Annotated in this window: 20 protein-coding genes and 1 tRNA gene; 17 read left to right on the top strand and 4 right to left on the bottom strand. The window is 59.5% G+C overall.

Annotation, left to right across the window (positions count from 1 at the left end; all coding sequences use genetic code 11):
* Positions 1–69: 69 nt before the first annotated feature.
* The 8 genes from nrdH (at position 70) to rfbA (ending at position 7351) form a co-directional block, all read left to right on the top strand.
* Complete coding sequence (gene nrdH, locus V1471_RS14290) at positions 70–291, top strand: glutaredoxin-like protein NrdH (RefSeq protein ID WP_434289689.1); 222 nt, start codon at positions 70–72, stop codon at positions 289–291.
* Positions 292–295: 4 nt separating this feature from the next.
* The gene (nrdI, locus tag V1471_RS14285; RefSeq protein ID WP_434289688.1) at positions 296–766 is read left to right on the top strand and encodes a class Ib ribonucleoside-diphosphate reductase assembly flavoprotein NrdI; all 471 of its coding nucleotides are present in this window, start codon (positions 296–298) and stop codon (positions 764–766) included.
* Complete coding sequence (gene nrdE / locus V1471_RS14280) at positions 748–2874, top strand: class 1b ribonucleoside-diphosphate reductase subunit alpha (protein WP_434289687.1); 2127 nt, start codon at positions 748–750, stop codon at positions 2872–2874. The genes nrdI and nrdE overlap by 19 nt, the downstream gene beginning before the upstream one ends.
* Positions 2875–2885: 11 nt before the next feature.
* Positions 2886–3857 carry a class 1b ribonucleoside-diphosphate reductase subunit beta gene (gene nrdF / locus V1471_RS14275; protein ID WP_434289686.1) on the top strand — a complete coding sequence of 324 codons (972 nt, stop codon included), beginning with the start codon at positions 2886–2888 and terminating at the stop codon, positions 3855–3857.
* Between the two features lie 167 nt (positions 3858–4024).
* Entirely contained in the window at positions 4025–4585 is a 561-nt protein-coding gene (rfbC, locus tag V1471_RS14270) for a dTDP-4-dehydrorhamnose 3,5-epimerase (RefSeq protein ID WP_434289685.1), read from the top strand.
* Positions 4582–5631, top strand: coding sequence for a dTDP-glucose 4,6-dehydratase (gene rfbB / locus V1471_RS14265; RefSeq protein ID WP_434289684.1), 1050 nt, complete (start codon positions 4582–4584; stop codon positions 5629–5631). The genes rfbC and rfbB overlap by 4 nt, the downstream gene beginning before the upstream one ends.
* Complete coding sequence (gene rfbD, locus V1471_RS14260; RefSeq protein WP_434289683.1) at positions 5628–6479, top strand: dTDP-4-dehydrorhamnose reductase; 852 nt, start codon at positions 5628–5630, stop codon at positions 6477–6479. The genes rfbB and rfbD overlap by 4 nt, the downstream gene beginning before the upstream one ends.
* On the top strand, positions 6476–7351 hold the full coding sequence (gene rfbA / locus V1471_RS14255; protein WP_434289682.1) for a glucose-1-phosphate thymidylyltransferase RfbA: 876 nt from the start codon (positions 6476–6478) through the stop codon (positions 7349–7351). The genes rfbD and rfbA overlap by 4 nt, the downstream gene beginning before the upstream one ends.
* A 163-nt stretch (positions 7352–7514) precedes the next feature.
* On the opposite strand, the gene V1471_RS14250 is transcribed toward rfbA, so the two are convergent.
* A tRNA-Leu gene (locus V1471_RS14250) sits at positions 7515–7601 on the bottom strand.
* A gap of 147 nt (positions 7602–7748) precedes the next feature.
* Here V1471_RS14250 and V1471_RS14245 point away from each other — a divergent pair.
* Positions 7749–8735: a complex I NDUFA9 subunit family protein gene (locus V1471_RS14245; RefSeq protein WP_434289681.1), complete on the top strand. Its 987-nt coding sequence runs from the start codon at positions 7749–7751 to the stop codon at positions 8733–8735.
* Positions 8736–8786: 51 nt separating this feature from the next.
* Here the strand turns inward: V1471_RS14245 and V1471_RS14240 are convergent, their stop codons facing one another.
* A complete protein-coding gene (locus V1471_RS14240; protein ID WP_434289680.1) occupies positions 8787–9590 on the bottom strand; it encodes an undecaprenyl-diphosphate phosphatase in 804 nt (267 codons plus the stop codon).
* 230 nt (positions 9591–9820) lie between these two features.
* On the opposite strand from V1471_RS14240, the gene V1471_RS14235 reads away from it, so the two are divergent.
* From V1471_RS14235 to V1471_RS14210, 6 genes are all read left to right on the top strand, one after another.
* A complete protein-coding gene (locus tag V1471_RS14235; protein ID WP_434289679.1) occupies positions 9821–11254 on the top strand; it encodes an NAD(P)-dependent oxidoreductase in 1434 nt (477 codons plus the stop codon).
* Between the two features lie 130 nt (positions 11255–11384).
* The gene (gene gltB / locus V1471_RS14230; protein ID WP_434289678.1) at positions 11385–15920 is read left to right on the top strand and encodes a glutamate synthase large subunit; all 4536 of its coding nucleotides are present in this window, start codon (positions 11385–11387) and stop codon (positions 15918–15920) included.
* Positions 15921–16023: 103 nt separating this feature from the next.
* Positions 16024–16743 carry a monofunctional biosynthetic peptidoglycan transglycosylase gene (mtgA, locus tag V1471_RS14225; protein ID WP_434289677.1) on the top strand — a complete coding sequence of 240 codons (720 nt, stop codon included), beginning with the start codon at positions 16024–16026 and terminating at the stop codon, positions 16741–16743.
* A 49-nt stretch (positions 16744–16792) separates the two neighbouring features.
* Positions 16793–17458 carry an FtsZ-binding protein FzlA gene (fzlA, locus tag V1471_RS14220; RefSeq protein ID WP_434289676.1) on the top strand — a complete coding sequence of 222 codons (666 nt, stop codon included), beginning with the start codon at positions 16793–16795 and terminating at the stop codon, positions 17456–17458.
* Between the two features lie 83 nt (positions 17459–17541).
* The gene (gene queG / locus V1471_RS14215; RefSeq protein ID WP_434289675.1) at positions 17542–18582 is read left to right on the top strand and encodes a tRNA epoxyqueuosine(34) reductase QueG; all 1041 of its coding nucleotides are present in this window, start codon (positions 17542–17544) and stop codon (positions 18580–18582) included.
* A gap of 36 nt (positions 18583–18618) precedes the next feature.
* Positions 18619–19536 (top strand): DMT family transporter, encoded by a 918-nt coding sequence (locus tag V1471_RS14210; RefSeq protein ID WP_434289674.1) that lies wholly within the window; start codon positions 18619–18621, stop codon positions 19534–19536.
* 10 nt (positions 19537–19546) lie between these two features.
* Here the strand turns inward: V1471_RS14210 and V1471_RS14205 are convergent, their stop codons facing one another.
* Both V1471_RS14205 and V1471_RS14200 read right to left on the bottom strand, forming a co-directional pair.
* Entirely contained in the window at positions 19547–20047 is a 501-nt protein-coding gene (locus V1471_RS14205) for a hypothetical protein (protein WP_434289673.1), read from the bottom strand.
* 62 nt (positions 20048–20109) lie between these two features.
* The gene (locus tag V1471_RS14200) at positions 20110–20979 is read right to left on the bottom strand and encodes a branched-chain amino acid aminotransferase (RefSeq protein WP_434289672.1); all 870 of its coding nucleotides are present in this window, start codon (positions 20977–20979) and stop codon (positions 20110–20112) included.
* Positions 20980–21146: 167 nt separating this feature from the next.
* Here V1471_RS14200 and V1471_RS14195 point away from each other — a divergent pair, with 167 nt between their 5' ends.
* Positions 21147–21659: a MarR family winged helix-turn-helix transcriptional regulator gene (locus V1471_RS14195; protein ID WP_434289671.1), complete on the top strand. Its 513-nt coding sequence runs from the start codon at positions 21147–21149 to the stop codon at positions 21657–21659.
* A 1-nt stretch (position 21660) separates the two neighbouring features.
* Entirely contained in the window at positions 21661–22359 is a 699-nt protein-coding gene (locus V1471_RS14190) for a response regulator (RefSeq protein WP_434289670.1), read from the top strand.
* The last annotated feature ends 41 nt before the right edge of the window (positions 22360–22400 follow it).

Below are 22400 nucleotides of genomic sequence, written 5' to 3'. Positions count from 1 at the left end.
GGGCGTGTGAGGTGGTGTGTCGCTGCCCGCGCTCGGGAACTCTGAATGACAACGAGCAGAGGACAAGAGATGAGCGTCACCGTCTATTCCAAACCCGCCTGTGTGCAATGTACCGCAACCACCCGTGCGCTGGACGCAAAAGGTGTGAACTACGATGTGATCGACCTGACCCAAGACGATGAGGCGATGAGCCATGTTACAGGGCTTGGCTATCGTCAGGCGCCGGTCGTGGTTGCAGGTGAGGATCACTGGTCCGGTTTCCGTCCTGACATGATTGCACGTCTGGTTTGACCCGATGCCCGGGGAGCCGCTGCCAATCTGCATCCCGGATATCGTCTATTACTCCTCGACCTCGGGGAATACGATGCGCTTTGTCGAAAGGCTGGGTCTTCCGGCAAAACGCATCCCGATTTCTCCAAAGGATTCGGGGCCGACCATTGACCGCCCTTTCGTTCTGATCTGTCCGACATATGCGGATGGCGAGGGGCGCGGTGCAATCCCGAAACAGGTCATTCGCCTTTTGAATGATGCCGACAAACGCGCCTTTCTCAAGGGTGTGATAGGGACGGGAAATCGAAATTTCGGCAGTCTTTATGCCATGTCGGGCGATGTTATTGCCCGCAAATGCAATGTCCCGTTGCTCTACAAATTTGAGCTGGCGGGGTTCGACAATGATATCGCCCGAGTTCGCGCCGGGTTGGAAAAAATGGGCCGGAAACTGGGGCTCGCACATATGGGGGATGCGCCATGCTCGACGATGGCCTGAACGGAACCACCGATTACCACGCACTCAACGCCATGCTTAATCTCTATGATGAGAAAGGGCACATCCGCTTCGAGGCCGACCGTATGGCGGCACGTCAGTATTTCTTGCAACATGTGAACCAGAACACTGTGTTCTTTCACTCGCTCGACGAGAAGCTCGGCTATCTCGTGGAAGAAGGTTATTACGAGGCGGAGGTTCTGGATCAGTATTCCAAGAACTTCATGCGCAAGATTTGGGACGAGGCCTATGCCAAGAAGTTCCGCTTTCCGACCTTCCTCGGTGCGTTCAAATATTACACCTCCTATACGCTCAAAACCCGCGACGGGCAGCGCTATCTTGAACGTTACGAAGATCGCGTTGTGATGTGCGCGCTGGCTCTGGCGCGGGGCGACGAGGCGCTGGCGATGTCTTTCATGGAAGAGATGCTGTCGGGCCGGTTCCAGCCCGCAACGCCGACCTTTCTGAACGCCGGGAAAAAGTCCCGTGGCGAGCTGATTTCCTGCTTCCTGTTGCGGCTCGAAGACAACATGGAAAGCATCGGGCGTGGCATCAACTCCGCGCTGCAATTGTCGAAACGCGGTGGTGGTGTGGCTTTGCTTCTGACCAACATCCGTGAACATGGCGCGCCGATCAAAGGCATCGAGAACCAGTCTTCGGGTGTGATCCCGGTGATGAAACTGCTGGAAGACAGCTTCTCCTACGCCAACCAGCTTGGTGCACGTCAGGGCGCGGGGGCCGTTTACCTGAACGCCCACCATCCCGACATCCTGCGCTTTCTCGACACCAAACGCGAAAACGCAGACGAGAAAATCCGCATCAAGACGCTGTCTCTGGGCGTGGTGATCCCGGATATCACGTTCGAACTCGCGAAACGCAACGACGAGATGTACCTGTTCTCGCCGCATGATGTTGAAAAGGTCTACGGCGTGCCCTTCTCCGAAATCTCGGTCACCGAGAAATATGAGGAGATGGTGGACGATAAACGCATCCGCAAGAAAAAGATCAACGCGCGCGCGTTCTTCCAGACTTTGGCGGAAATTCAGTTCGAAAGCGGCTATCCCTACATCATGTTCGAAGACACGGTGAACCGGATGAACCCGATTGCGGGCCGGATCAACATGTCGAACCTGTGTTCCGAGATCTTGCAGGTCAACGAAGCCTCCGAGTTCAACGAGGATCTGTCCTACAGTCATCTCGGCACCGATATTTCCTGTAACCTCGGCTCGCTCAACATCGCGAAAACGATGGATGGCAAGGATCTTGGCCAGACGGTCGGGACGGCTGTTCGGGCGTTGACCGCCGTGTCGGAAATGTCGGCGATTGATAGCGTGCCCTCGATCCGTCGCGGCAATGACGAAAGCCACGCGATCGGCCTTGGCCAGATGAACCTGCACGGGTTTCTGGCGCGCGAGCATATTCATTATGGGTCTCCGGAAGGCGTCGAGTTCACCTCGGTCTATTTCGCTGCCGTCGCCTATCACGCGATCCGGGAAAGCAACGCCTTGGCGCGCGATCACGGTGAGAGCTTCAAAGGTTTCGAGGATTCCGATTACGCCAATGGCTCCTTCTTCGACAAATACACCGACCGCGACTGGCTGCCGGAAAGCGATGTGGTGAAGGCGCTGTTCGACGGGATGGAGCTGCCGACCCGCGAGGATTGGATCAAACTCAAAGAGACCGTGATGAAAGACGGGTTGTACAACCGCAACCTGCAAGCCGTTCCGCCGACCGGGTCGATCAGCTACATCAACAACTCGACCTCTTCGATCCATCCGATCGTGTCGAAAATCGAGATCCGCAAAGAGGGCAAAATCGGCCGCGTCTATTACCCGGCGGCCTTCATGAACAACGAGAACCTCGAATACTACCGCGATGCCTATGAGATCGGCCCGGAGCCGCTGATTGACACTTATGCCGCGGCCACTGAGCACGTCGATCAGGGTCTGTCCCTGACGCTGTTTTTCCCCGCCGAGGCCACCACGCGCGACATCAACAAAGCGCAGATCTACGCGTGGAAAAAAGGCATCAAGACCATCTACTACATCCGCCTGCGCCAGGCCGCCCTTGAAGGGACCGAGGTGCAGGGCTGCGTGTCCTGCACGCTCTGAGGAGACCTCTCATGAAAGATATGACCGATATTCGCATTCCGCGTGCGATCAACTGGAACCGGGTTCAGGACGACAAGGATCTCGAGGTCTGGAACCGTCTGACGGTGAACTTTTGGTTGCCGGAAAAGGTGCCGCTCTCGAACGATATTCCGAGTTGGTCGACCCTGACCGAGGAGGAACAGCGCCTCACCATTCGCGTGTTTACCGGGCTGACCCTTTTGGACACGATCCAGAACACCGTTGGCGCGCCCTCTCTGATGCCCGATGCGGTGACGCCGCATGAGGAGGCTGTGCTGACCAACATCGCCTTTATGGAGGCGGTGCATGCGCGGTCCTATTCCTCGATCTTCTCGACGCTCTGTTCGATGAAAGAGGTGGATGAGGCCTTCCGCTGGTCGGAGGAAAATCCGCATCTTCAGGCCAAGGCGCGCGTGATCCTCGAAACCTATGCGCCCGGCAACGACCCGTTGAAACGTAAGATTGCCTCGGTGTTTCTCGAAAGCTTCCTGTTCTATTCGGGGTTCTACCTGCCGATGTACTGGTCGTCGCGCGCGAAACTGACCAACACCGCTGATCTCATCCGGTTGATCATCCGCGACGAGGCGGTGCATGGCTATTACATCGGCTACAAGTTCCAACGCGGGATGGAGCGGTTGCCCGAGGCCGAACGTCAGGCGCTCAAGGACTATGCTTTTGCCATGCTCTTCGATCTCTACGACATTGAGGCGCAATATACCGAGGAGCTTTATGACGGCATCGGTCTGAGCGAGGATGTGAAGGCGTTTTTGCATTACAATGCCAACAAAGCGCTGCAAAACCTCGGCTTCGAGGCGCTGTTCCCAAGCGAAGTGTCCGAAGTGAACCCGGCGATTCTCGCGGCACTGAGCCCCGACAGCGAGAACCACGATTTCTTCTCGGGCTCGGGATCTTCTTACGTGATCGGCAAAGCGGTTGCGACCGAGGATGAAGACTGGGACTTTTGAAAGACCTGCGCGGGAGGGTCCCCTTCCCGCGCGATTTTGCCATGCATTTGGCGTCAGTGCTGCAAATTGGCGATAGTCTCGTTTTGTAGAGCGGGAAAGATTGCGGCTGGCGCAGAAATTATGCACTTTCGACCTGAGTATGTTTCTACAGGAAAAGACAGGTCGTCATGATTTCTCCAACTTCCCTTTCGGGCGTTTATCTCATCACGCCGCCGCGTTTTGGCGACCATCGCGGGTTCTTTTCGGAAAGCTGGAACAAGAAAAAACTGACGGAAGCCGGGCTCGACCTGCCGGAGTTCGTGCAGGACAATCATTCGCTCTCGCGCGAAGTCGGCACGGTGCGGGGCCTGCATTTCCAAAGCCCGCCGCATGCGCAGGGCAAGCTTGTCCGTTGTGGCCGCGGGCGGATTTTCGATGTGGCCGTGGATGCTCGCAAGGGCTCCGAGACCTATGGTCAATGGGTGGGGGAGGAACTGTCGTTCGAGAATGGCAAACAGCTTTGGATTCCGGCGGGCTTCTTGCACGGGTTCATGACCTTGGAGCCGGACAGCGAGATTATTTATAAATGCACCGATCACTACGCGCCGGAGTGCGACGGGGCGGTGAAATGGGACAGCTGCGGCATCGACTGGCCGCTTGAAGGGATCACGCCGGTGATCTCGGAAAAGGATGAGAAGGCGCAGACATTCGCCGAATTCGAGACGCCTTTCACAAAGGACAACACATGAAGATTCTGGTGACGGGCGGGGCAGGGTTCATTGGCTCTGCTGTGGTGCGGCTTGCGGTGTCGCGGGGTCATGAGGTGGTCAATGTCGATGCGCTGACCTATGCGGCCTGCCTCGACAATGTGGCCTCTGTCTCGGATAGCCCGCTCTATGCGTTCGAGCAGGTGGATATCCGTGATCGGGCCGGATTGGACACTGTTTTTGCCAAACATAAACCCGACGTGGTGATGCATCTGGCCGCCGAGAGCCATGTGGACCGTTCCATCGACGGGCCGGGCGATTTCATCGAGACGAATATCACCGGCACGTTCAACATGCTGGAGGCGGCGCGCAAATATTGGGTCGAGACGGGCAAGCCGGAGAGCTTCCGGTTCCATCATATTTCGACGGATGAGGTGTTTGGCTCGCTGTCCAACGATCCGGCGATCAAGTTTACCGAAGATACGCCCTACGATCCGCGTTCGCCCTATTCGGCCTCGAAAGCCAGCTCGGACCATCTGGTGCGTGCATGGCACGAAACCTATGGGCTACCGGTGGTTTTGACGAACTGCTCGAACAACTACGGCCCTTTCCACTTCCCCGAAAAACTGATCCCGGTGATCATCCTCAACGCTCTGGCGGGCAAGCCTCTGCCGATTTACGGCGACGGGTCCAACATTCGCGACTGGCTCTATGTCGAGGATCATGCCGACGCGCTTTTGCTGGTGGTGGAAAAGGGTGAGATCGGGCGCAGCTACAACATCGGTGGCGAGAACGAGCGAACGAACCTTGAACTGGTGAAAACGCTTTGCAGAATTCTCGACAAGAAGAGACCCAAATCCAGCGGAAGTTACGCCGATCAGATCACCTTTGTGACGGACCGCCCGGGCCATGACGCCCGCTATGCGATCGACCCGTCGCGCATCCGCGAAGAGCTCGGCTGGCGGCCTTCGGTGACAGTCGAAGAAGGGCTGGCGCAGACGGTGGCGTGGTATCTCGACAATGAGGGTTGGTGGCGCGCGCTTCAGGACCGGCATGGGGTTGGGGAACGGTTGGGGGTCAAGGCATGATCCTCGTTTTTGGCAAAACCGGTCAGGTGGCGATGGAGCTTCAGGCGCTTCTGCCTGACGCAACCTTTCTCGCGCGCGATGAGGCCGATCTGACCGATCCGCTGGTCTGTGGCCGGATGATCCGCGATCTCAAACCCGAAGCTGTGATCAATGCTGCGGCTTATACCGCAGTGGACAAAGCGGAAAGCGAGCCGCTTGAGGCTACGCTCATCAATGCCGCGGCACCCACCGAGATGGCCGAAACCTGCGCCGATCTGGGCATTCCTTTCATGCATATCTCGACCGATTACGTGTTCGACGGGGCAGGGGAAGCGCCTTTTGCCCCCGATCATCCGACCGGCCCTCTGGGCGTCTATGGCGAGACCAAGCTTGAGGGCGAGAATGGCATTCGCGAGGCCGGTGGCGCCTTCGCGATCCTGCGCACCTCCTGGGTGTTCTCGGCTCATGGCGGCAACTTTGTGAAGACCATGCTGCGGCTTTCCGAGACCCGCGACACGCTCACGGTCGTGGCCGATCAGATCGGTGGCCCGACGCCCGCGCGCGACATCGCGAGAGCCTGTGTGACCATCGCGGAACGGCTCAAAACAGATCCGAACACAGCCGGAACCTATCATTTCTCCGGCGCGCCGGATGTAAGCTGGGCCGATTTCGCCCGCGAGATTTTCACGCAGGCAGGCAAGGCGATGGCGGTCGAAGACATCCCGACCTCGGCCTATCCGACGCCCGCGAAACGCCCGGGCAACAGCCGCATGGATTGCAGCACGACGGAAACCACATTCGGGATCGAACGCCCGGACTGGAAGGCCGGATTGGCCGAGGTTCTTAAAGAGTTGGAGACGGCATCATGACCGACCGCAAAGGCATCATCCTCGCAGGCGGCTCCGGCACGCGGCTTTATCCGCTGACCATGGCGGTGTCGAAACAGCTCATGCCGATCTACGACAAGCCGATGATCTACTATCCGCTCTCCGTGCTGATGCTGTCGGGCATTCGCGAGATCGCGATGATCACCACGCCGCAGGATCAGGATCAGTTCAAACGCCTTCTGGGCGATGGATCGCAATGGGGGCTGAGCCTGACCTACATCACCCAACCCTCGCCCGACGGTCTGGCGCAGGCCTACCTTCTTGCCGAAGACTTCCTCGATGGTGCGCCCTCCGCGATGGTTCTGGGCGATAATATTTTCTTTGGTCATGGCTTGCCGGAAATGCTTGCTGAGGCCGATGCCAAAGAGGTGGGCGGGACGGTGTTCGGCTATCATGTGGCCGACCCCGAACGTTACGGTGTTGTGAAATTCGATCGCGAGGGTACGGTCGAAGAGATCATCGAGAAGCCCGAAGTGCCGCCGTCGAATTACGCGGTCACCGGGCTTTATTTCCTCGATGGCGATGCGCCGCGCAGGGCAAAAGAAGTCCGGCCTTCGCCGCGTGGCGAGTTGGAAATCGTGACACTGCTTGAAAGCTATCTTGCCGATGGCACGCTGTCGGTGGAGCGGATGGGGCGTGGCTACGCCTGGCTCGACACCGGCACGCATGGCTCGCTTCTGGATGCCGGCAATTTCGTGCGTACGCTCTCGATGAGGCAGGGCATGCAATCGGGTTGTCCCGAAGAAATTGCATATCAAAGGGGTTGGATCGATACCGTTAAAATGCGTGAGCACGCAGAAACGTTCAAGAAAACGGAATATGGCAAATACCTTGCGAGTCTCATTCGGGACTGACGCATATGGCATGCAGGTTTCGTAGGGCGCGGGCAGATGTTGGAGGCGAAGCCGACACGGATGCATTTCACTACAAGACCGGACGCCGTTTTCATTCATGATGCGGGAGGTACGACGCAATCCCGCCTGAATGACATTTTGCGATGTTTTAAAGGGGGGATTTTGGTGCCCAGAAGAGGACTCGAACCTCCACGTCCATACAGACACCAGCACCTGAAGCTGGCGCGTCTACCAATTCCGCCATCTGGGCACAGATGCGTCGTGAGGCGGTGATCTAAAGCGAGATGCGGGGCGTGTCAACGGCCATTTTCAATGTTTTTTGCGAGAGCGAAGATCCCTTGTTCATTTCTCCCTGAAAAGCTAAACCGGACGCGACAATTTGGCATTGGAGATGCAGATGACGAAACTGGTCACCATCTATGGCGGCGCTGGCTTTGTCGGGCGGTACATCGCCCGTCGCATGGCAAAGGAGGGCTGGCGTGTCCGCGTCGCAGTGCGTCGCCCCAACGAATCGCTGCACGTCAAACCCTATGGCGCGGTCGGTCAGGTCGAGCCGGTGTTCTGCAACATTCGTGACGACGCCTCCGTGCGTGCGGCCATGCTTGGCGCGGATGCGGTCGTGAACTGTGTGGGGGTTTTGACCGAGCGCGGCAAGAATTCCTTCGAGGCCGTTCAGGCCGAAGGCGCCGGGCGTATTGCCCGTATCGCGGCAGAAGAGGGTATTGGACAGTGCGTGCATATTTCGGCGCTTGGGGCGAATGCCACGGCGGCGTCCAAATATGCGCGGAGCAAGGCGGAAGGCGAGGCCAAGGTGCTCGCGGCCTTCCCGTCAGCCGTGATTCTGCGCCCGTCGGTGATTTTCGGGACGGAGGACCAATTCTTCAACCGTTTCGGCAAGATGGCGGAAAAGAATCCGGTTCTCACGCTTGTGGGCGCCAATACGAAATTCCAACCGGTCTATGTCGATGATGTGGCGCAGGCCGCCGTCAAGGCCGTTTTGGGTCAGGCGGAGCCGGGGATCTATGAGTTGGGTGGGCCCGATGTCCGCAGCTTCCGCGAGTTGATGGTGGAAATGCTCAAGATCGTTCATCGCAAACGTCTGGTGGTCGGTCTGCCCTTCTGGGTCGGCAGTGTGATGGCCTTCGGTTTTACTGTGTTGCAGAAGCTGTCGCTGGGCCTGTTCCACAACGGGATACTGACGGGTGATCAGATCGCCAATCTGAAGGTCGGCAATGTCGTGTCCGAGGGGGCGAAAACATTTGCCGATCTGGGGATCAAGCCGACCGCAATGCAGGCGGTTCTGCCGGATTACATGTGGGTGTACCGCGACGGTGGCCAGTATGACGCCATTCGCGAAAGTGCGAAGAACCTGCGCGAAATCTGATCGCACCCATCCCTTTAATGACAAACGCGCCCTTTTGGGGCGCGTTTTCTTTTAGCTATAGGAGATCCCGAGCAGGATTACGCCCAAGATCACGCGGTAGATCACATAGGGCGTGAAGCTCACCGATTTCAGAAGTCGCATCATCAGGGTCAGCGCCAGAAGCGCCGCGCCGAAGGCGAACACCGCCCCGATGGCCGCGTCTTTCAGCATCGCCCAATCCGCGTCACCGACCACTTCGGCTCCGAGCAAAATCCCAGAGGCCATGATCGTCGGGATCGACATCAGCATGGAGATTTTCGCGGCATCCGCGCGGGTGTATCCCATGGCGCGGGCACCGGTGATCGTGATGCCGGACCGCGAAGTGCCGGGGATCAGCGCCACCGCCTGCCAGAGCCCGAGTTTGATCGCGTCCTTGAGGTTCCAATCCGCCTCCCCCTTCATTTCGGCACCTTTCTGGTCGAACCAATAGAGCGCGAGGCCGAAGATCAGCATGGTCCAGCCGATCACCGCCGGAGAGCGCATGGCGTCGGCAAGACCGGTGACTTTCAGTATGAGGCCGATCAGGATCACCGGAATGGTGGCAACGATGAGAAGGAAGGCGAGTTTCGATCCCGGCGTATCGGTGCGCCCGGTCATCAATCTGGGCAGTCCGGCGAGGCCGATCTTCACGTCCCGCCAGAAATACAGGATCACGGCACCCAAAGTGCCGACATGGACTGCGACGTCAATGGCCTGTCCCTGATCGTGTGTGCCGAGGAAAAATGGAAGGAGAATCAGGTGACCAGAGGAGGAAACGGGAAGAAACTCCGTGATGCCCTGAACAATTGCGACGATGAGAAGATAAAAGAGGCTCATGGGGTCTCCGATGTGGCCTTGGTTGCGTCTAGGGTAAACTCATTTGAAATCAATAAGAAGGCTAATTTTATATCAATAATACTGACATAATTTTTGACATATTGGTTTGAAATCATACGATGGGCTGTCCGGGAAATGAAAAATAAGACAGCACTTCTGACTTTTCTTTTTCTTCGAGACCTTATAATGAAGCGCTCAACCTAATTACCAACCTTCGGAGATGTGGTGTCATGGCGAAAGAGCCGATGCTCAAATTCGTGACCGTGGGCAGGGATATGCCGACCAAGCGGAGTGCGGAAGATCGTAAGGACGATTTTCTGGAAATCTACGGCGAGTTCGCGCTTGCAAAGGCGGAAGAGCAGGCCTCGCGCTGTTCTCAATGCGGTGTGCCCTATTGCCAGGCCCATTGCCCGCTGCACAACAACATTCCCGACTGGTTGCGTCTCACCGCAACCGGACGTCTGAAGGAAGCCTATGAGATCTCTCAGGCCACCAACAGCTTCCCGGAAATCTGCGGTCGGATTTGTCCGCAGGACCGTCTCTGCGAAGGCAATTGCGTGATCGAACAGTCCGGTCATGGTACCGTGACCATCGGCTCCGTCGAGAAATTCGTCACGGATACCGCTTGGGAAGAAGGCTGGGTTGAGCTGATCAAACCCGTCGCCGAGCGCGAGGAAAGCGTTGGCATCATCGGCTCCGGTCCGGGTGGTCTGGCCGCGGCGGATCGTCTGCGCCGTGCGGGTCTCAAAGTGACCGTCTACGAGCGTTCCGACCGCGCTGGCGGGCTGATGATGTACGGCATTCCGGGCTTCAAGCTCGAGAAAGACATCGTGCTGCGCCGGGTGCAGCAACTGGCCGATTCCGGGGTGGAATTCGTGCTGAACTGCAATGTCGGCGAGGACATTTCCTTCGACGCGATCCGGGGCAAACACGATGCCGTCCTGATCGCAACCGGCGTCTATAAATCCCGCGATCTCAAGGGGCCGGGCTCCGGTGCCGAGGGGATCGTCAAGGCCATCGATTACCTCACCGTGTCGAACAAACTGTCCTTTGGTGACGAGGTCGAAGAATACACCAGCGGCGAGCTGAATGCCGAGGGCAAGAAAGTCGTCGTGATCGGGGGCGGCGATACCGCGATGGACTGTGTCCGCACCGCGATCCGTCAGGGTGCGACCTCGGTCAAATGTCTCTATCGTCGTGACCGAGCCAACATGCCAGGTTCGCAACGCGAGACCCAGAACGCCGAGGAAGAAGGCGTTGAATTCGTCTGGCTTTCCGCACCGAAAGGCTTTGCGGGCGATCCGGTCACCGGTGTGATGGTGCAGAAGATGCGCCTCGGCGCGCCGGATGCCTCCGGGCGTCAGTCCCCCGAAGTGATCGAGGGCGCCGACTATATCGAAGAGGCCGATCTGGTGATCAAGGCGCTTGGCTTCGAGCCGGAAGATCTGCCGAACCTCTGGGGCGTCGAAGAGCTTGAGACCACCCGCTGGGGCACCGTCATGGCCGACTTCAAGACCCATGCAACGAACCTCGAGGGTGTCTATGCCTGTGGCGACATCCAGCGCGGCGCGTCGCTTGTGGTCTGGGCGATCCGGGACGGGCGCGAAGCCGCCGATGCGATGGTCGAGTATCTCGATCAGAGCGCGGCCGTCGCCGCCGAATGAGATCGATCGGAGCGGTCGGCGTTCCGTCGGATTTGTGTCGGACTTTTGTCGGGCACCAAGGCCGCCGCTCTGGAAGGCAAGAGTTCTAAAAGGACAATAGTCCTGACCCACCAGATGAAGGGTTCATACGATGACGAAATATGATGAAAGCTGGGCCGCCCGCGAAGAGGCGAAACGCCAGTGGATGGCGGAACACTCGCTGTTTCGCGAAGACGACGAGCACTCCTCCTGCGGTGTGGGCCTTGTGGTCTCCATCGACGGATCTAAATCCCGCAAGGTCGTGGAAAACGGCATCTCCGCTCTGAAAGCGATCTGGCACCGCGGTGCCGTGGACGCCGACGGCAAGACCGGCGACGGGGCGGGCATTCACGTTCAGATCCCGCACCATTTCTTTGGCGACCAGATCCGCCGCACCGGCCATGAGGCGCGTCACGGCGAGCTTCTGGCCGTGGGTCAGGTGTTCCTGCCGCGCACGGATTTCGGCGCTCAGGAAACCTGCCGCACGATCGTCGAGACCGAAGTGCTTCGGATGGGCTATTACATCTACGGCTGGCGCCACGTTCCGGTGAACACCACCGTTCTGGGCGACAAGGCAAATGCGACGCGCCCGGAGATCGAACAGATCCTGATCTCCAACTCCAAAGGTGTCGACGAAGAGACCTTCGAGCGTGAGCTTTACGTGATCCGTCGCCGTATCGAGAAAGCGGCGCAGGCCGCAGGCATTCGCGATCTCTATCTGTGCTCGCTGTCCTGCCGGTCGATCATCTACAAGGGCATGATGCTGGCCGAACAGGTTGCGGAATTCTATCCGGACCTGAAAGACGAGCGTTTCGAATCCGCTTTCGCGATCTATCACCAGCGCTATTCCACCAACACCTTCCCGCAATGGTGGCTGGCGCAGCCGTTCCGTATGCTGGCGCATAACGGTGAGATCAACACGATCAAAGGCAACACCAACTGGATGAAATCGCACGAGATCCGCATGGCCTCGTCGACCTTTGGCGAGATGGCCGAGGACATCAAACCGATCATCCCGCAGGGCGCCTCCGACTCCGCGGCACTCGATTCGGTGTTCGAAGTTCTGGTGCGCGCCGGGCGTTCCGCGCCGATGGCGAAAACCATGCTGGTGCCCGAAGCCTGGTCGAAAAATGCCGAGGAACTGCCGCAGGCGTGGCGCGACATGTATTCCTATGTGAACTCCGTGATGGAGCCGTGGGACGGTCCGGCCGCTCTGGCGATGACCGACGGTCGTTGGGTCTGTGCCGGTCTCGACCGCAACGGTCTGCGCCCGATGCGCTATGTCGTCACCGGTGACGGTCTTGTCATCGCGGGCTCCGAGGTGGGCATGGTGCCGACCGACGAGGCGACCGTCGTTGAAAAAGGCGCGCTGGGTCCGGGGCAGTTGCTCGCCGTCGATATGGCCGAGGGCAAGCTGTACCACGACGTGGACATCAAGAACCGTCTTGCGAATTCCCAGCCCTTTGGTGACTGGGTCGGCAAGATCGTCGATCTGGACGAAGAGCTTGCGGGTCTGAAAGAGACGGCGATTTTCACCGGTGCCGAGCTTAAGAAGCGTCAGATCGCGGCTGGCTACACCATCGAAGAGCTGGAGCAAATGCTGGCGCCGATGGCCGAAGACGGCAAAGAGGCGCTTGCCTCCATGGGCGATGATACGCCCGCAGCCGTATTGTCGGAGAAATACCGTCCGCTCAGCCACTTCTTCCGCCAGAACTTTTCGCAGGTCACCAACCCGCCGATCGACTCTCTGCGCGAGTATCGCGTGATGTCGCTCAAAACGCGGTTCGGCAACCTCAAGAACGTGCTCGACGAAGACAGCTCCCAGACCGAGATTCTCGTGCTGGAAAGCCCGTTTGTCGGCAACGCCCAGTTCGAGGCGCTGAAAGGCCATTTCAATGCGCCGATGACCGAGATTGATTGTACCTTCCCGGTGAACGGCGGGCCGAACGCGCTGCGTGACGGGCTGGAACGCATCCGTGCGGAGGCCGAAGAGGCCGTGCGCTCCGGTGGCGGTCACATCATTCTGAGCGACAAGAAGCAGAGCGAAGAGAAAATCGCGATGCCGATGATCCTCGCGACCTCGGCGGTTCATAGCTGGCTGACGCGCAAGGGCCTGCGGACCTTCTGTTCGCTGGGGGTGCGTTCCGCCGAATGTATCGACCCGCATTATTTTGCGGTGCTGATCGGTTGCGGTGCGACCATCGTGAACGCCTATCTGGCCGAAGATTCGATTGCGGATCGTATCGAGCGCGGGCTCTTGGATTGCACCCTGACCGAAGCGGTGTCGCGCTATCGTGCGGCGGTGGATGCCGGTCTGTTGAAGATCATGGCGAAGATGGGGATTTCGGTGATTTCCTCCTATCGCGGTGGTCTGAACTTCGAGGCCGTGGGCCTGTCGCGCGCCATGGTGGCGGATTTCTTCCCGGGGATGCACTCGCGGATTTCCGGCATCGGCGTGGGCGGCATTCAGCGCAAACTCGAAGCCGTGCACAAACAGGGCTGGCTTGGCGGCAATACGCTGCCGATCGGCGGGTTCTACAAGGCGCGGAAATCGGGCGAGACCCATGCGTGGGAAGCGCAGTCGATGCATATGCTGCAATCGGCCTGTGATCGTGCGTCTTACGAGATGTGGAAGCAGTATTCGGCCAAGATGCAGTCGATGCCGCCGATCCATTTGCGCGATCTGTTGGACTTCAAAGCGCTCGGCAAACCGGTGCCGATCGAAGAGGTGGAATCGATCACGTCGATCCGCAAACGTTTCGTGACGCCGGGGATGTCTTTGGGCGCGCTGTCGCCTGAGGCGCACCGCACGCTGTCCATCGCGATGAACCGGATCGGGGCGAAATCCGACTCGGGTGAGGGCGGTGAGTCCCCGGACGATTTCACGCCGGAACCCAATGGTGACAACGCGTCCGCGAAGATCAAACAGGTGGCGTCGGGTCGTTTCGGTGTGACCGCCGAATACCTGATCCATTGCGAAGAGCTGGAGATCAAGGTTGCTCAGGGTGCGAAACCGGGCGAGGGCGGTCAGCTTCCGGGGATGAAGGTCACCGACCTGATCGCCAAGCTGCGGCACTCGACCAAGGGCGTGACGCTGATCTCGCCGCCGCCGCACCATGACATCTATTCGATCGAAGATTTGGCGCAGCTGATCTACGACCTGAAACAGATCAACCCGAAAGCCAAGGTGACGGTGAAACTCGTGGCCTCCTCCGGCGTCGGTACGATTGCTGCGGGTGTGGCCAAGGCGAAAGCGGATATCATCCTGATCTCCGGTCACAACGGTGGTACGGGTGCCTCGCCTGCGACCTCGATCAAATTCGCCGGTCTGCCGTGGGAGATGGGTCTCACCGAGGCGCATCAGGTGCTCGCGATGAACAACCTGCGGGATCGTGTGACGCTCAGAACCGATGGCGGTCTGCGCACCGGTCGTGACATTGTCATGGCGGCGATGATGGGGGCCGAGGAATACGGTATCGGCACCGCCGCGCTGATCGCGATGGGCTGTATCATGGTGCGTCAGTGCCAGTCGAACACCTGTCCGGTCGGCGTTTGTACCCAGGACGAGCGCCTGCGTGGCAAATTCGCTGGCAATGCCGACAAGGTCGTGAACCTGATCACCTTCTACGCGCAGGAAGTGCGTGAGCTGCTCGCCTCTCTCGGGGCGCGGTCGCTGGATGAAGTCATCGGTCGTGCCGATCTTCTGACCCAGACCTCGCGTGGCTCGGCGCATCTCGACGATCTCGATCTCAACCCGCTTCTGCTCTCCGTCGATGGCTCGGACCGGATCGTCTACGACCGTTCCAAACCGCGCAATGCGGTGCCGGATACGCTCGATGCGCAGATCGTGTCGGATGCCGCACGCTTCCTCAACGATGGTGAAAAGATGCAGCTGTCCTACGCGGTGCAGAATACGCTTCGCACCATCGGGACGCGCACCTCGTCGCATATCGTGTCGAAATTCGGCATGCGCAACAGCCTCCAGCCGGACCACCTGACCGTGAAACTCACGGGCTCTGCGGGTCAGTCGCTGGGTGCTTTCGCGGCGCCGGGTCTCAAGATCGAAGTGTCGGGCGACGCCAACGACTATGTGGCGAAGGGCCTCTCTGGCGGCACTGTTGTGGTGCGTCCGCCGATGCATTCGCCGCTCATCGCCGATCAGAACACGATCATCGGCAACACCGTGCTTTACGGGGCGACGGACGGCTACCTCTTTGCCGCCGGTCGTGCGGGCGAGCGGTTCGCGGTCCGGAACTCCGGTGCGAAAGTGGTGATCGAAGGCTGTGGCTCCAACGGGTGTGAATACATGACCGGCGGGATTGCCGTGATCCTTGGCTCCATCGGCGCGAACTTCGGGGCGGGGATGACGGGCGGTATGGCCTATCTCTACGACCCGGAGGGCACGGCGCTCGACCTGATGAACCTCGAGACCCTCGTGACCTGCCCGGTCACAGTGGATCACTGGGAGACCCAGCTCAAGGAGCTTATCGAACGTCACGCCAAGGAGACGCATTCGCTCAAGGCGAAGGAAATTCTCGATCACTGGGATGAGGAGAAAGGCAACTTCCTCCAGATCTGCCCGAAAGAGATGCTCATTCACCTGCCGGTGCCGCTCACCCTTGAAAAAGGCGCGATCCCGGCCGAGTGAACTCGACACCGATCCAGCAAAAAGCCCCCGTTTCGGGGGCTTTTTCTTTTGTGGGCGCAGGCTAGGCTTGACCTCCCCGCGCCCCGCATGGTTCCTCGTCCCCATGGCAAAGACGCGCAAATCCAAAACGACATCCGCGAGGTCGGCGGGCATGTTTCGACGGCTGCGCCGCCGTGTCTTGCGCGGCATTCTGCTGGCTTTCGTCCTCGTGTTCGTCTGGATTCTGTCCTATTCGGTGATCCCGGTGCCGGGGACGTTTTACATGCTGGCGGAAAGCGGGCGTCAGGGGCAGATGGTCGATTACCAATGGACGCCGATCGAGCGGATGTCTCCGCATCTCGCCCGCGCCGTGGTCGCCGCCGAGGATGCCAATTTCTGCAAGCACTGGGGGTTCGATCTGGGCGCGATTCGGTCGGCGATTGCCGAGGGAGGCAATCGGGGGGCGTCGACCATCACTCAGCAGACGGTCAAGAACGCCTTTCTCTGGCATGGGCGAAGCTGGCCGCGCAAGGCACTTGAGGCGTTGTTAACGCCTGTGGTCGAGCTGAGCTGGAGCAAGAAACGGATTTTGGAAGTTTACCTCAACATCGCCGAGTTCGATAAAGGCGTGTTCGGGGCCGAAGCCGCCGCCCGGCATTATTTCGGGGTCGGGCCCGAAGAATTGACAGCCACGCAAGCCGCCCGACTGGCCGCGATCCTGCCGGCGCCAAAGTTGCGTGATGCGGGGAATCCCGGTCCTTTCGTCCGGCAAAGAGCTGCGCAGATCGTGGATGGGGCGGCCACAATTGCGCGAGACGGGCGCGCCTCCTGTTTCGAGGATTGAACTGCCGCGGGGCTTGCGGCAATTAGAGAGAAAACTACGAGTAGAGATCATGATCCGCCTATACCACGTCCCCCTGTCTCCGTTCTGCCGCAAGGTGCGCCTTTGCCTGGCGGAAAAGAAGCTCGAGGTGGAACTGGTCGAGGAGCGCTATTGGGAACAGGATGCCGATTTCCTGCGGCGCAACCCGGCGGGCAAGGTGCCGGTCTTGCGGATCGACGACATGCACTTGTCGGAAAGCGCGCCGATCTGTGAATATCTCGAGGAACGCTATCCCAACCCGCCTTTGATGCCGAAGGATATCGAAGGGCGTTATGAGGTACGCCGTCTGGTGTCCTGGTTCGATGACAAGTTTCACAACGAGGTGACGTCGAAGCTTTTGTATGAACGGGTGAATCGCAAGTTGATGAAGACCGGTTACCCGGTGGCTGCCAATGTCAAAGCCGGATCGAAGGCGATCAAATATCACCTCGATTACATGGCATGGCTGCTGGACCGTCGGCGCTGGCTTGCGGGGGATGCGATGACGCTCGCGGATTTCGCGGCGGCCGCGCATCTTTCGTCGCTCGATTACATTTCGGATGTGGACTGGAACCGGCACGATGTGGTGAAGGACTGGTACGCCAAGATCAAATCGCGCCCGGCCTTCCGGTCTTTGCTGGCCGATCAGGTGTCGAGTTTTCCGCCGCCGGCACATTACACGGATCTCGATTTCTGAAGAAAAAGTGGGGGCCGTCTGCCCCCCTTGCCCTTCGGGCAATTCCCCCCGAGGATATTTCCGGACAAAAGAAAGGGCTTCGTTTGGCCGGATTCGATAAGGAAATCGTGCGTGCGCGGGCGTTGGAGGAAGGGTTCTCCAAGGCCTCTTTCGGGCGTCCGGAGATCCCCGGGGCCATGGAGCGTTTGGAGCGTTTTGTCGCCGAGGGGCGGCATGGCCAGATGGGCTGGATGGAAGAGCGGATGCAGTGGCGGGGGGACCCCGGTGCGCTTTGGCCGGAGGCGCGTTCGGTGATCATGCTGGCCGAAGCCTATACGCCGGACGACGATCCGATGGAGGCGATAAACAGAGCCGAATCCGGCACAATATCCGTTTATGCCCGCAATCGGGACTATCATGACATCGTCAAGAAGCGGCTCAAACGGCTTGGGCGCTGGCTCATCGAGCAGGCGGGCGAGGGCACGGAGATCAAGGTCTTCGTCGACACGGCGCCGGTGATGGAGAAGCCTCTGGCGGCGCAGGCCGGGCTTGGCTGGCAGGGCAAGCACACCAATCTCCTGTCTCGCGATCTGGGCAATTGGTTTTTCATCGGGGCGATCTTTACGACCTATGATTTCGACCCCGATCCAGCGGAAAGAGAGCATTGCGGGTCGTGTCGGGCCTGTCTCGACGCTTGTCCGACGGGCGCGTTTCCGGCGCCGTATCAGATCGACGCGCGGCGGTGCATTTCATACCTGACGATTGAGCATCACGGGCCGGTGGAGGAAGAGTTGCGCGCGCGAATGGGCAACCGGATTTACGGCTGTGACGATTGTCTGGCGGCCTGTCCGTGGAACAAGTTCGCGGTCAGGGCGAAGGACATGCGGTTTGCGGCGCGGGCGGATTTGATTTCTCCCCCGCTGGCGGAACTGGCGCTGCTGGAGGATGCGGCGTTCCGGGAAAAGTTTTCCGGCTCTCCGATCAAGCGGATCGGACGGGATCGGTTCGTGCGCAATGTGCTCTATGCCATCGGCAATTCCGGAACACCCGAATTGCGTGACGTAGCGGCAGGGTTGTGCGAGGATGCCGACCCCACCGTGCGCGACGCGGCCCGATGGGCCGTTGCGCGATTGGCGGAGGAATGACACACAACCGTATCCCCACCTGACAGGAGATGCACCATGCAGCCGTTCCGCGGCATCGGCCTCAAACTCGCTTCCGTGATCTGTTTCGTGATCATGGCGGCGTTGGTGAAGGCGGCAAGCGATGAGGTGCCTGCGGGCGAGACGGTGTTTTTTCGGTCGTTCTTTGCCTTGCCGATCATTTTCATCTGGCTGGCCGGACGCGGTGAGTTTCGGCAGGGGCTGAAGGTCAAATCGCCGATGGGGCACCTGTGGCGCGGGCTGATCGGGGCGAGCGCGATGTTTCTCAATTTCATGGCGCTGGCACTTTTGCCGCTGCCGGAGGCGACGGTGATCGGCTATGCCTCGCCTTTGCTTCTGGTGATTTTCGCGGCGATGTTCGCGGGGGAGGATGTGCGCCTGTTCCGGTTCACCGCCGTGTTTGCCGGGCTGATCGGGGTGACCATCGTGCTTGCGCCGCGGATGACGGTGCTGCACGGCGCGCCCGATCCGAAGGAGCAGCTTGGCGCGATGATGGCGCTGGGCGGGGCCTGTCTGGCGGCCATCGTGCAATTGCATGTGCGTAACATGGTGCGGACGGAGAGCACGACCTCCATCGTGTTCTGGTTTTCGATGTCCTGTACGTTTGCGGGGCTTTTGACCCTGTTCGTCACGCCATGGGTGATGCCGAGCGGCAAGGTTCTTGTGTTTCTGATCCTCGGTGGGCTGATTGGCGGGGTGGCGCAGGTGTTCCTGACCTCCTGTTATCGCTACGCCGATGCCTCGCTTCTTGCGCCGTTCGATTATGCCTCGATGATTTTCGCTCTGATCATCGGGTATACCGTGTTCGGAGACGTGCCGACGAAGCCGATGCTTTTGGGGTCGTCCATCGTCATTGCCGCTGGCATCGTGATCATCCTGCGGGAGCGTGCGCTCGGGGTCAGTGCCGCGAAACGCAAGAAGGCGGACGCGCTTTAAAGCGTTTCCATTACTCCAGCACATGAGGCCAGAAACCGTCGCGTTTCATCTGGGCGCGGCGTTCCTGTTCCTTTTCGACGGCTTTGCGTTGGGCGACGACCATGCGCTCGGCCTGAGTCGCGGCGGCGACACCGGCGGCGGCGCGGGCGATGGGGAAGGGGCCGATGCGGCTTTCCCCGACGAGATAGGTGACGTTCACCTCACGGCTGCCGGGGATGGCGCGGAATTTGACCTGAATCTCCGCCTCCATGCGGGCAAAGGCGGTTTCCAGCGCGGTCTTGTACTGGTCTCTGGTGGCGGTTGTTTTCGCCTCCTGGCCGATGTCGACCACGGCGATGATCAGGCTTTTGCTTTCGATCTGACCGGCCTCCGTCAACCGTTCGACCGTGATGCCGAGCGGGCGCAGGGACGGGTTTTTCGTTATGAAATACGCGGTCAGCGCCAAGATGGCCGGTGTTACGACGAACACCGTGATGAGGGTGATGACGATGGTGTCTTTTTTCGAGACCACGGGAAGCTCCTGCCAATCATACGGTCGCAGATTGGCAGAAAGCCCTTATTTCCCGGTTAATTTTAGCTGCGCACCAGCTTTTCGTAATCTTCGGAGATCTCGCGGGTGAGTGCGCCGACCTCGAACATGTAGTCACCGATCTGGCCCACGGGCGTGACTTCGGCGGCGGTGCCGGTGAGGAAGCATTGTTCGAAACCTTCAAGCTCCTCGGGCAGGATGCGACGCTCATGCACAGTCACGCCCTTGTCTTTCAGCATGGCGATGACGGTCTGGCGGGTGATGCCGTTGAGGATCGCGTCGGGGATCGGCGTGTGCACTTCGCCGTCCTTGACGAAGAAGATGTTCGCGCCGGTCGCCTCGGCCACATAGCCGCGATAGTCCATGAACAGCGCGTCGGAGCAGCCTTTGGCTTCGGCGGCGTGTTTCGACATGGTGCAGATCATGTAGAGACCGGCGGCTTTCGCGGCGGTCGGGATGGTTTCCGGCGAGGGACGTTTCCATTTCGCGATGTCGAGTTTCGCGCCCTTCATCTTGGCGTCGCCATAATAGGCGCCCCATTCCCAACCGGCGACGGCCATGCGGACGGGGTTGCGCATGGCGGAAACACCCATGTCTTCGCCCGCCCCGCGCCAAGCAACCACACGCACATAAGCGTCGGTCCAGCCATTGGCCTTGAGCATGTCGTATTTCGCCTTTTCGATTTCCTCGACGGAATAGGGGATCGGCATGTCGAGCGCTTTGCCCGAGGCGATCAGCCGTTCGGAATGCGCGACAGATTTGAAGATCTTGCCGTTGTAGCAGCGCTCGCCTTCGAACACGGAGGAGGCATAATGCATGGCATGGGTGAGAATGTGGACCTTGGCGTCGCGCCAGTCGACGAGTGCGCCGTCCATCCAGATGTAGCCGTCGCGATCTTCGTAGCTGCCAGCCATGGGGCTCTCCTTTTTCGACATCCCGCTTTCGTGAAGTTGCGCCGAGTGGCGACAAATGGGATGATTATTGCGTGAAATCCCGGTTTCGCTATCAATTCCGTCTTGGAATGTCAACAACGCTGACTTAAACTGTGCGTAATTTACGCAGTTCGAGAACGAGGCAGGATATGGCGGATGGTAAGGCTGGCGGAACCAAGAGTGGGGAAGCGCTGCTTTTTCTGACGGATGAGCAGCTCCGCAAAGGCATCGAGGCGATGTTTTTCGCCTATCGCGGTTTTACGGCGGACCCCGATCGTATTCTGGAAAAACACGGCTACGGGCGGGCGCATCACCGGGCGCTGCATTTCATTTCTCGCGCGCCGGGCACCAATGTGAACAACCTTCTGGGCATTCTCGGTGTGACGAAACAGTCGCTCAACCGGGTGCTTCGGACGCTGATCGAAGACGGTCTGGTGGAGAGCCGGGTGGGGGTTCAGGACAAGCGCGAACGTCATCTCTATTTGACGGAGACGGGTAAAGTGCTTGAAGGTGAGATTGCGGAGGTGCAACGCGCCCGGATGCGCGCGGCGTATCGGGAGGCGGGCCATGAGGCCGTGTCGGGGTTCCGGCGGGTTCTGGAGGCGATGATGGACCCGGATCAGACGGCGTTTTTCAACGCGCTGTCCGGGAAGGAGGACTAGGTTGAGTGGGGAAATCCACCTTCTGATTGTGGACGATGACGAGCGGATCAGGGGTCTGTTGCAGAAATTCCTGATCCGGCACGGGTTTTGTGTGACCGCAGCGCGGGATGCGGCCCATGCGCGGCGTTTGCTTGCGGGGCTGGAATTCGATCTCATTGTGCTCGATGTGATGATGCCGGGCGAGGACGGGATCAGCCTGACGCGCGATCTGCGCAAAACCATGTCGACGCCGATCATGTTGCTGACCGCCAAGGGCGAGACCGAGGATCGGATCGCCGGGCTTGAGGCGGGGGCGGACGATTACCTGCCGAAGCCGTTCGAGCCGAAAGAGCTTTTGCTGCGGATCAACGCGGTGCTGCGCCGGATGCCGCAGATGGAACAGGCGGAGGCGGGGCCGAAGTACCTGCATCTCGGGCGGTTCCGTTACGATGTCGAGCGCGGCGAGCTTTGGGAGGGCGACCAGATCGTGCGGCTGACCGGGACCGAAGCGCAGTTGATGAAGATTTTCGTGACCTCGGCGGGAGAGCCGGTCACGCGGAGCGAATTGGTCGAACGGCTGGGACGCGATGGCGATCAGGCGCAGGAGCGGGCCGTCGATGTTCAGATCACCCGTCTGCGCCGCAAACTCGAAGACGATCCGCGCCAGCCACGCTATCTTCAGACCGTGCGCGGTGCGGGCTATATGCTGACACCGGAGTGAACCGGGATTCAGCAAAGTCAAACTGGCCTTTCCCGCCGGTT

It is taken from the genome of Celeribacter sp. SCSIO 80788, assembly GCF_051054295.1.
Lineage (GTDB): Bacteria > Pseudomonadota > Alphaproteobacteria > Rhodobacterales > Rhodobacteraceae > Celeribacter.
The sequence above is the reverse complement of the archived record's forward strand: the minus strand, read 5'-3'. Positions and strand labels throughout refer to the sequence as shown.

Excerpts from the sequence above, each read along its gene's own strand:
- rfbA (WP_434289682.1), top strand. The coding sequence starts at position 6,476 with ATGACCGACCGCAAAGGCATCATCCTCGCAGGCGGCTCCGGCACGCGG.
- nrdE (WP_434289687.1), top strand. The coding sequence starts at position 748 with ATGCTCGACGATGGCCTGAACGGAACCACCGATTACCACGCACTCAAC.
- nrdI (WP_434289688.1), top strand. The coding sequence starts at position 296 with ATGCCCGGGGAGCCGCTGCCAATCTGCATCCCGGATATCGTCTATTAC.
- gltB (WP_434289678.1), top strand. The coding sequence starts at position 11,385 with ATGACGAAATATGATGAAAGCTGGGCCGCCCGCGAAGAGGCGAAACGC.
- nrdH (WP_434289689.1), top strand. The coding sequence starts at position 70 with ATGAGCGTCACCGTCTATTCCAAACCCGCCTGTGTGCAATGTACCGCA.
- V1471_RS14200 (WP_434289672.1), bottom strand. The coding sequence starts at position 20,979 with ATGGCTGGCAGCTACGAAGATCGCGACGGCTACATCTGGATGGACGGC.
- rfbB (WP_434289684.1), top strand. The coding sequence starts at position 4,582 with ATGAAGATTCTGGTGACGGGCGGGGCAGGGTTCATTGGCTCTGCTGTG.
- V1471_RS14240 (WP_434289680.1), bottom strand. The coding sequence starts at position 9,590 with ATGAGCCTCTTTTATCTTCTCATCGTCGCAATTGTTCAGGGCATCACG.
- V1471_RS14195 (WP_434289671.1), top strand. The coding sequence starts at position 21,147 with ATGGCGGATGGTAAGGCTGGCGGAACCAAGAGTGGGGAAGCGCTGCTT.
- V1471_RS14235 (WP_434289679.1), top strand. The coding sequence starts at position 9,821 with ATGGCGAAAGAGCCGATGCTCAAATTCGTGACCGTGGGCAGGGATATG.
- V1471_RS14210 (WP_434289674.1), top strand. The coding sequence starts at position 18,619 with ATGCAGCCGTTCCGCGGCATCGGCCTCAAACTCGCTTCCGTGATCTGT.
- rfbD (WP_434289683.1), top strand. The coding sequence starts at position 5,628 with ATGATCCTCGTTTTTGGCAAAACCGGTCAGGTGGCGATGGAGCTTCAG.
- mtgA (WP_434289677.1), top strand. The coding sequence starts at position 16,024 with ATGGCAAAGACGCGCAAATCCAAAACGACATCCGCGAGGTCGGCGGGC.
- fzlA (WP_434289676.1), top strand. The coding sequence starts at position 16,793 with ATGATCCGCCTATACCACGTCCCCCTGTCTCCGTTCTGCCGCAAGGTG.
- rfbC (WP_434289685.1), top strand. The coding sequence starts at position 4,025 with ATGATTTCTCCAACTTCCCTTTCGGGCGTTTATCTCATCACGCCGCCG.
- nrdF (WP_434289686.1), top strand. The coding sequence starts at position 2,886 with ATGAAAGATATGACCGATATTCGCATTCCGCGTGCGATCAACTGGAAC.
- V1471_RS14245 (WP_434289681.1), top strand. The coding sequence starts at position 7,749 with ATGACGAAACTGGTCACCATCTATGGCGGCGCTGGCTTTGTCGGGCGG.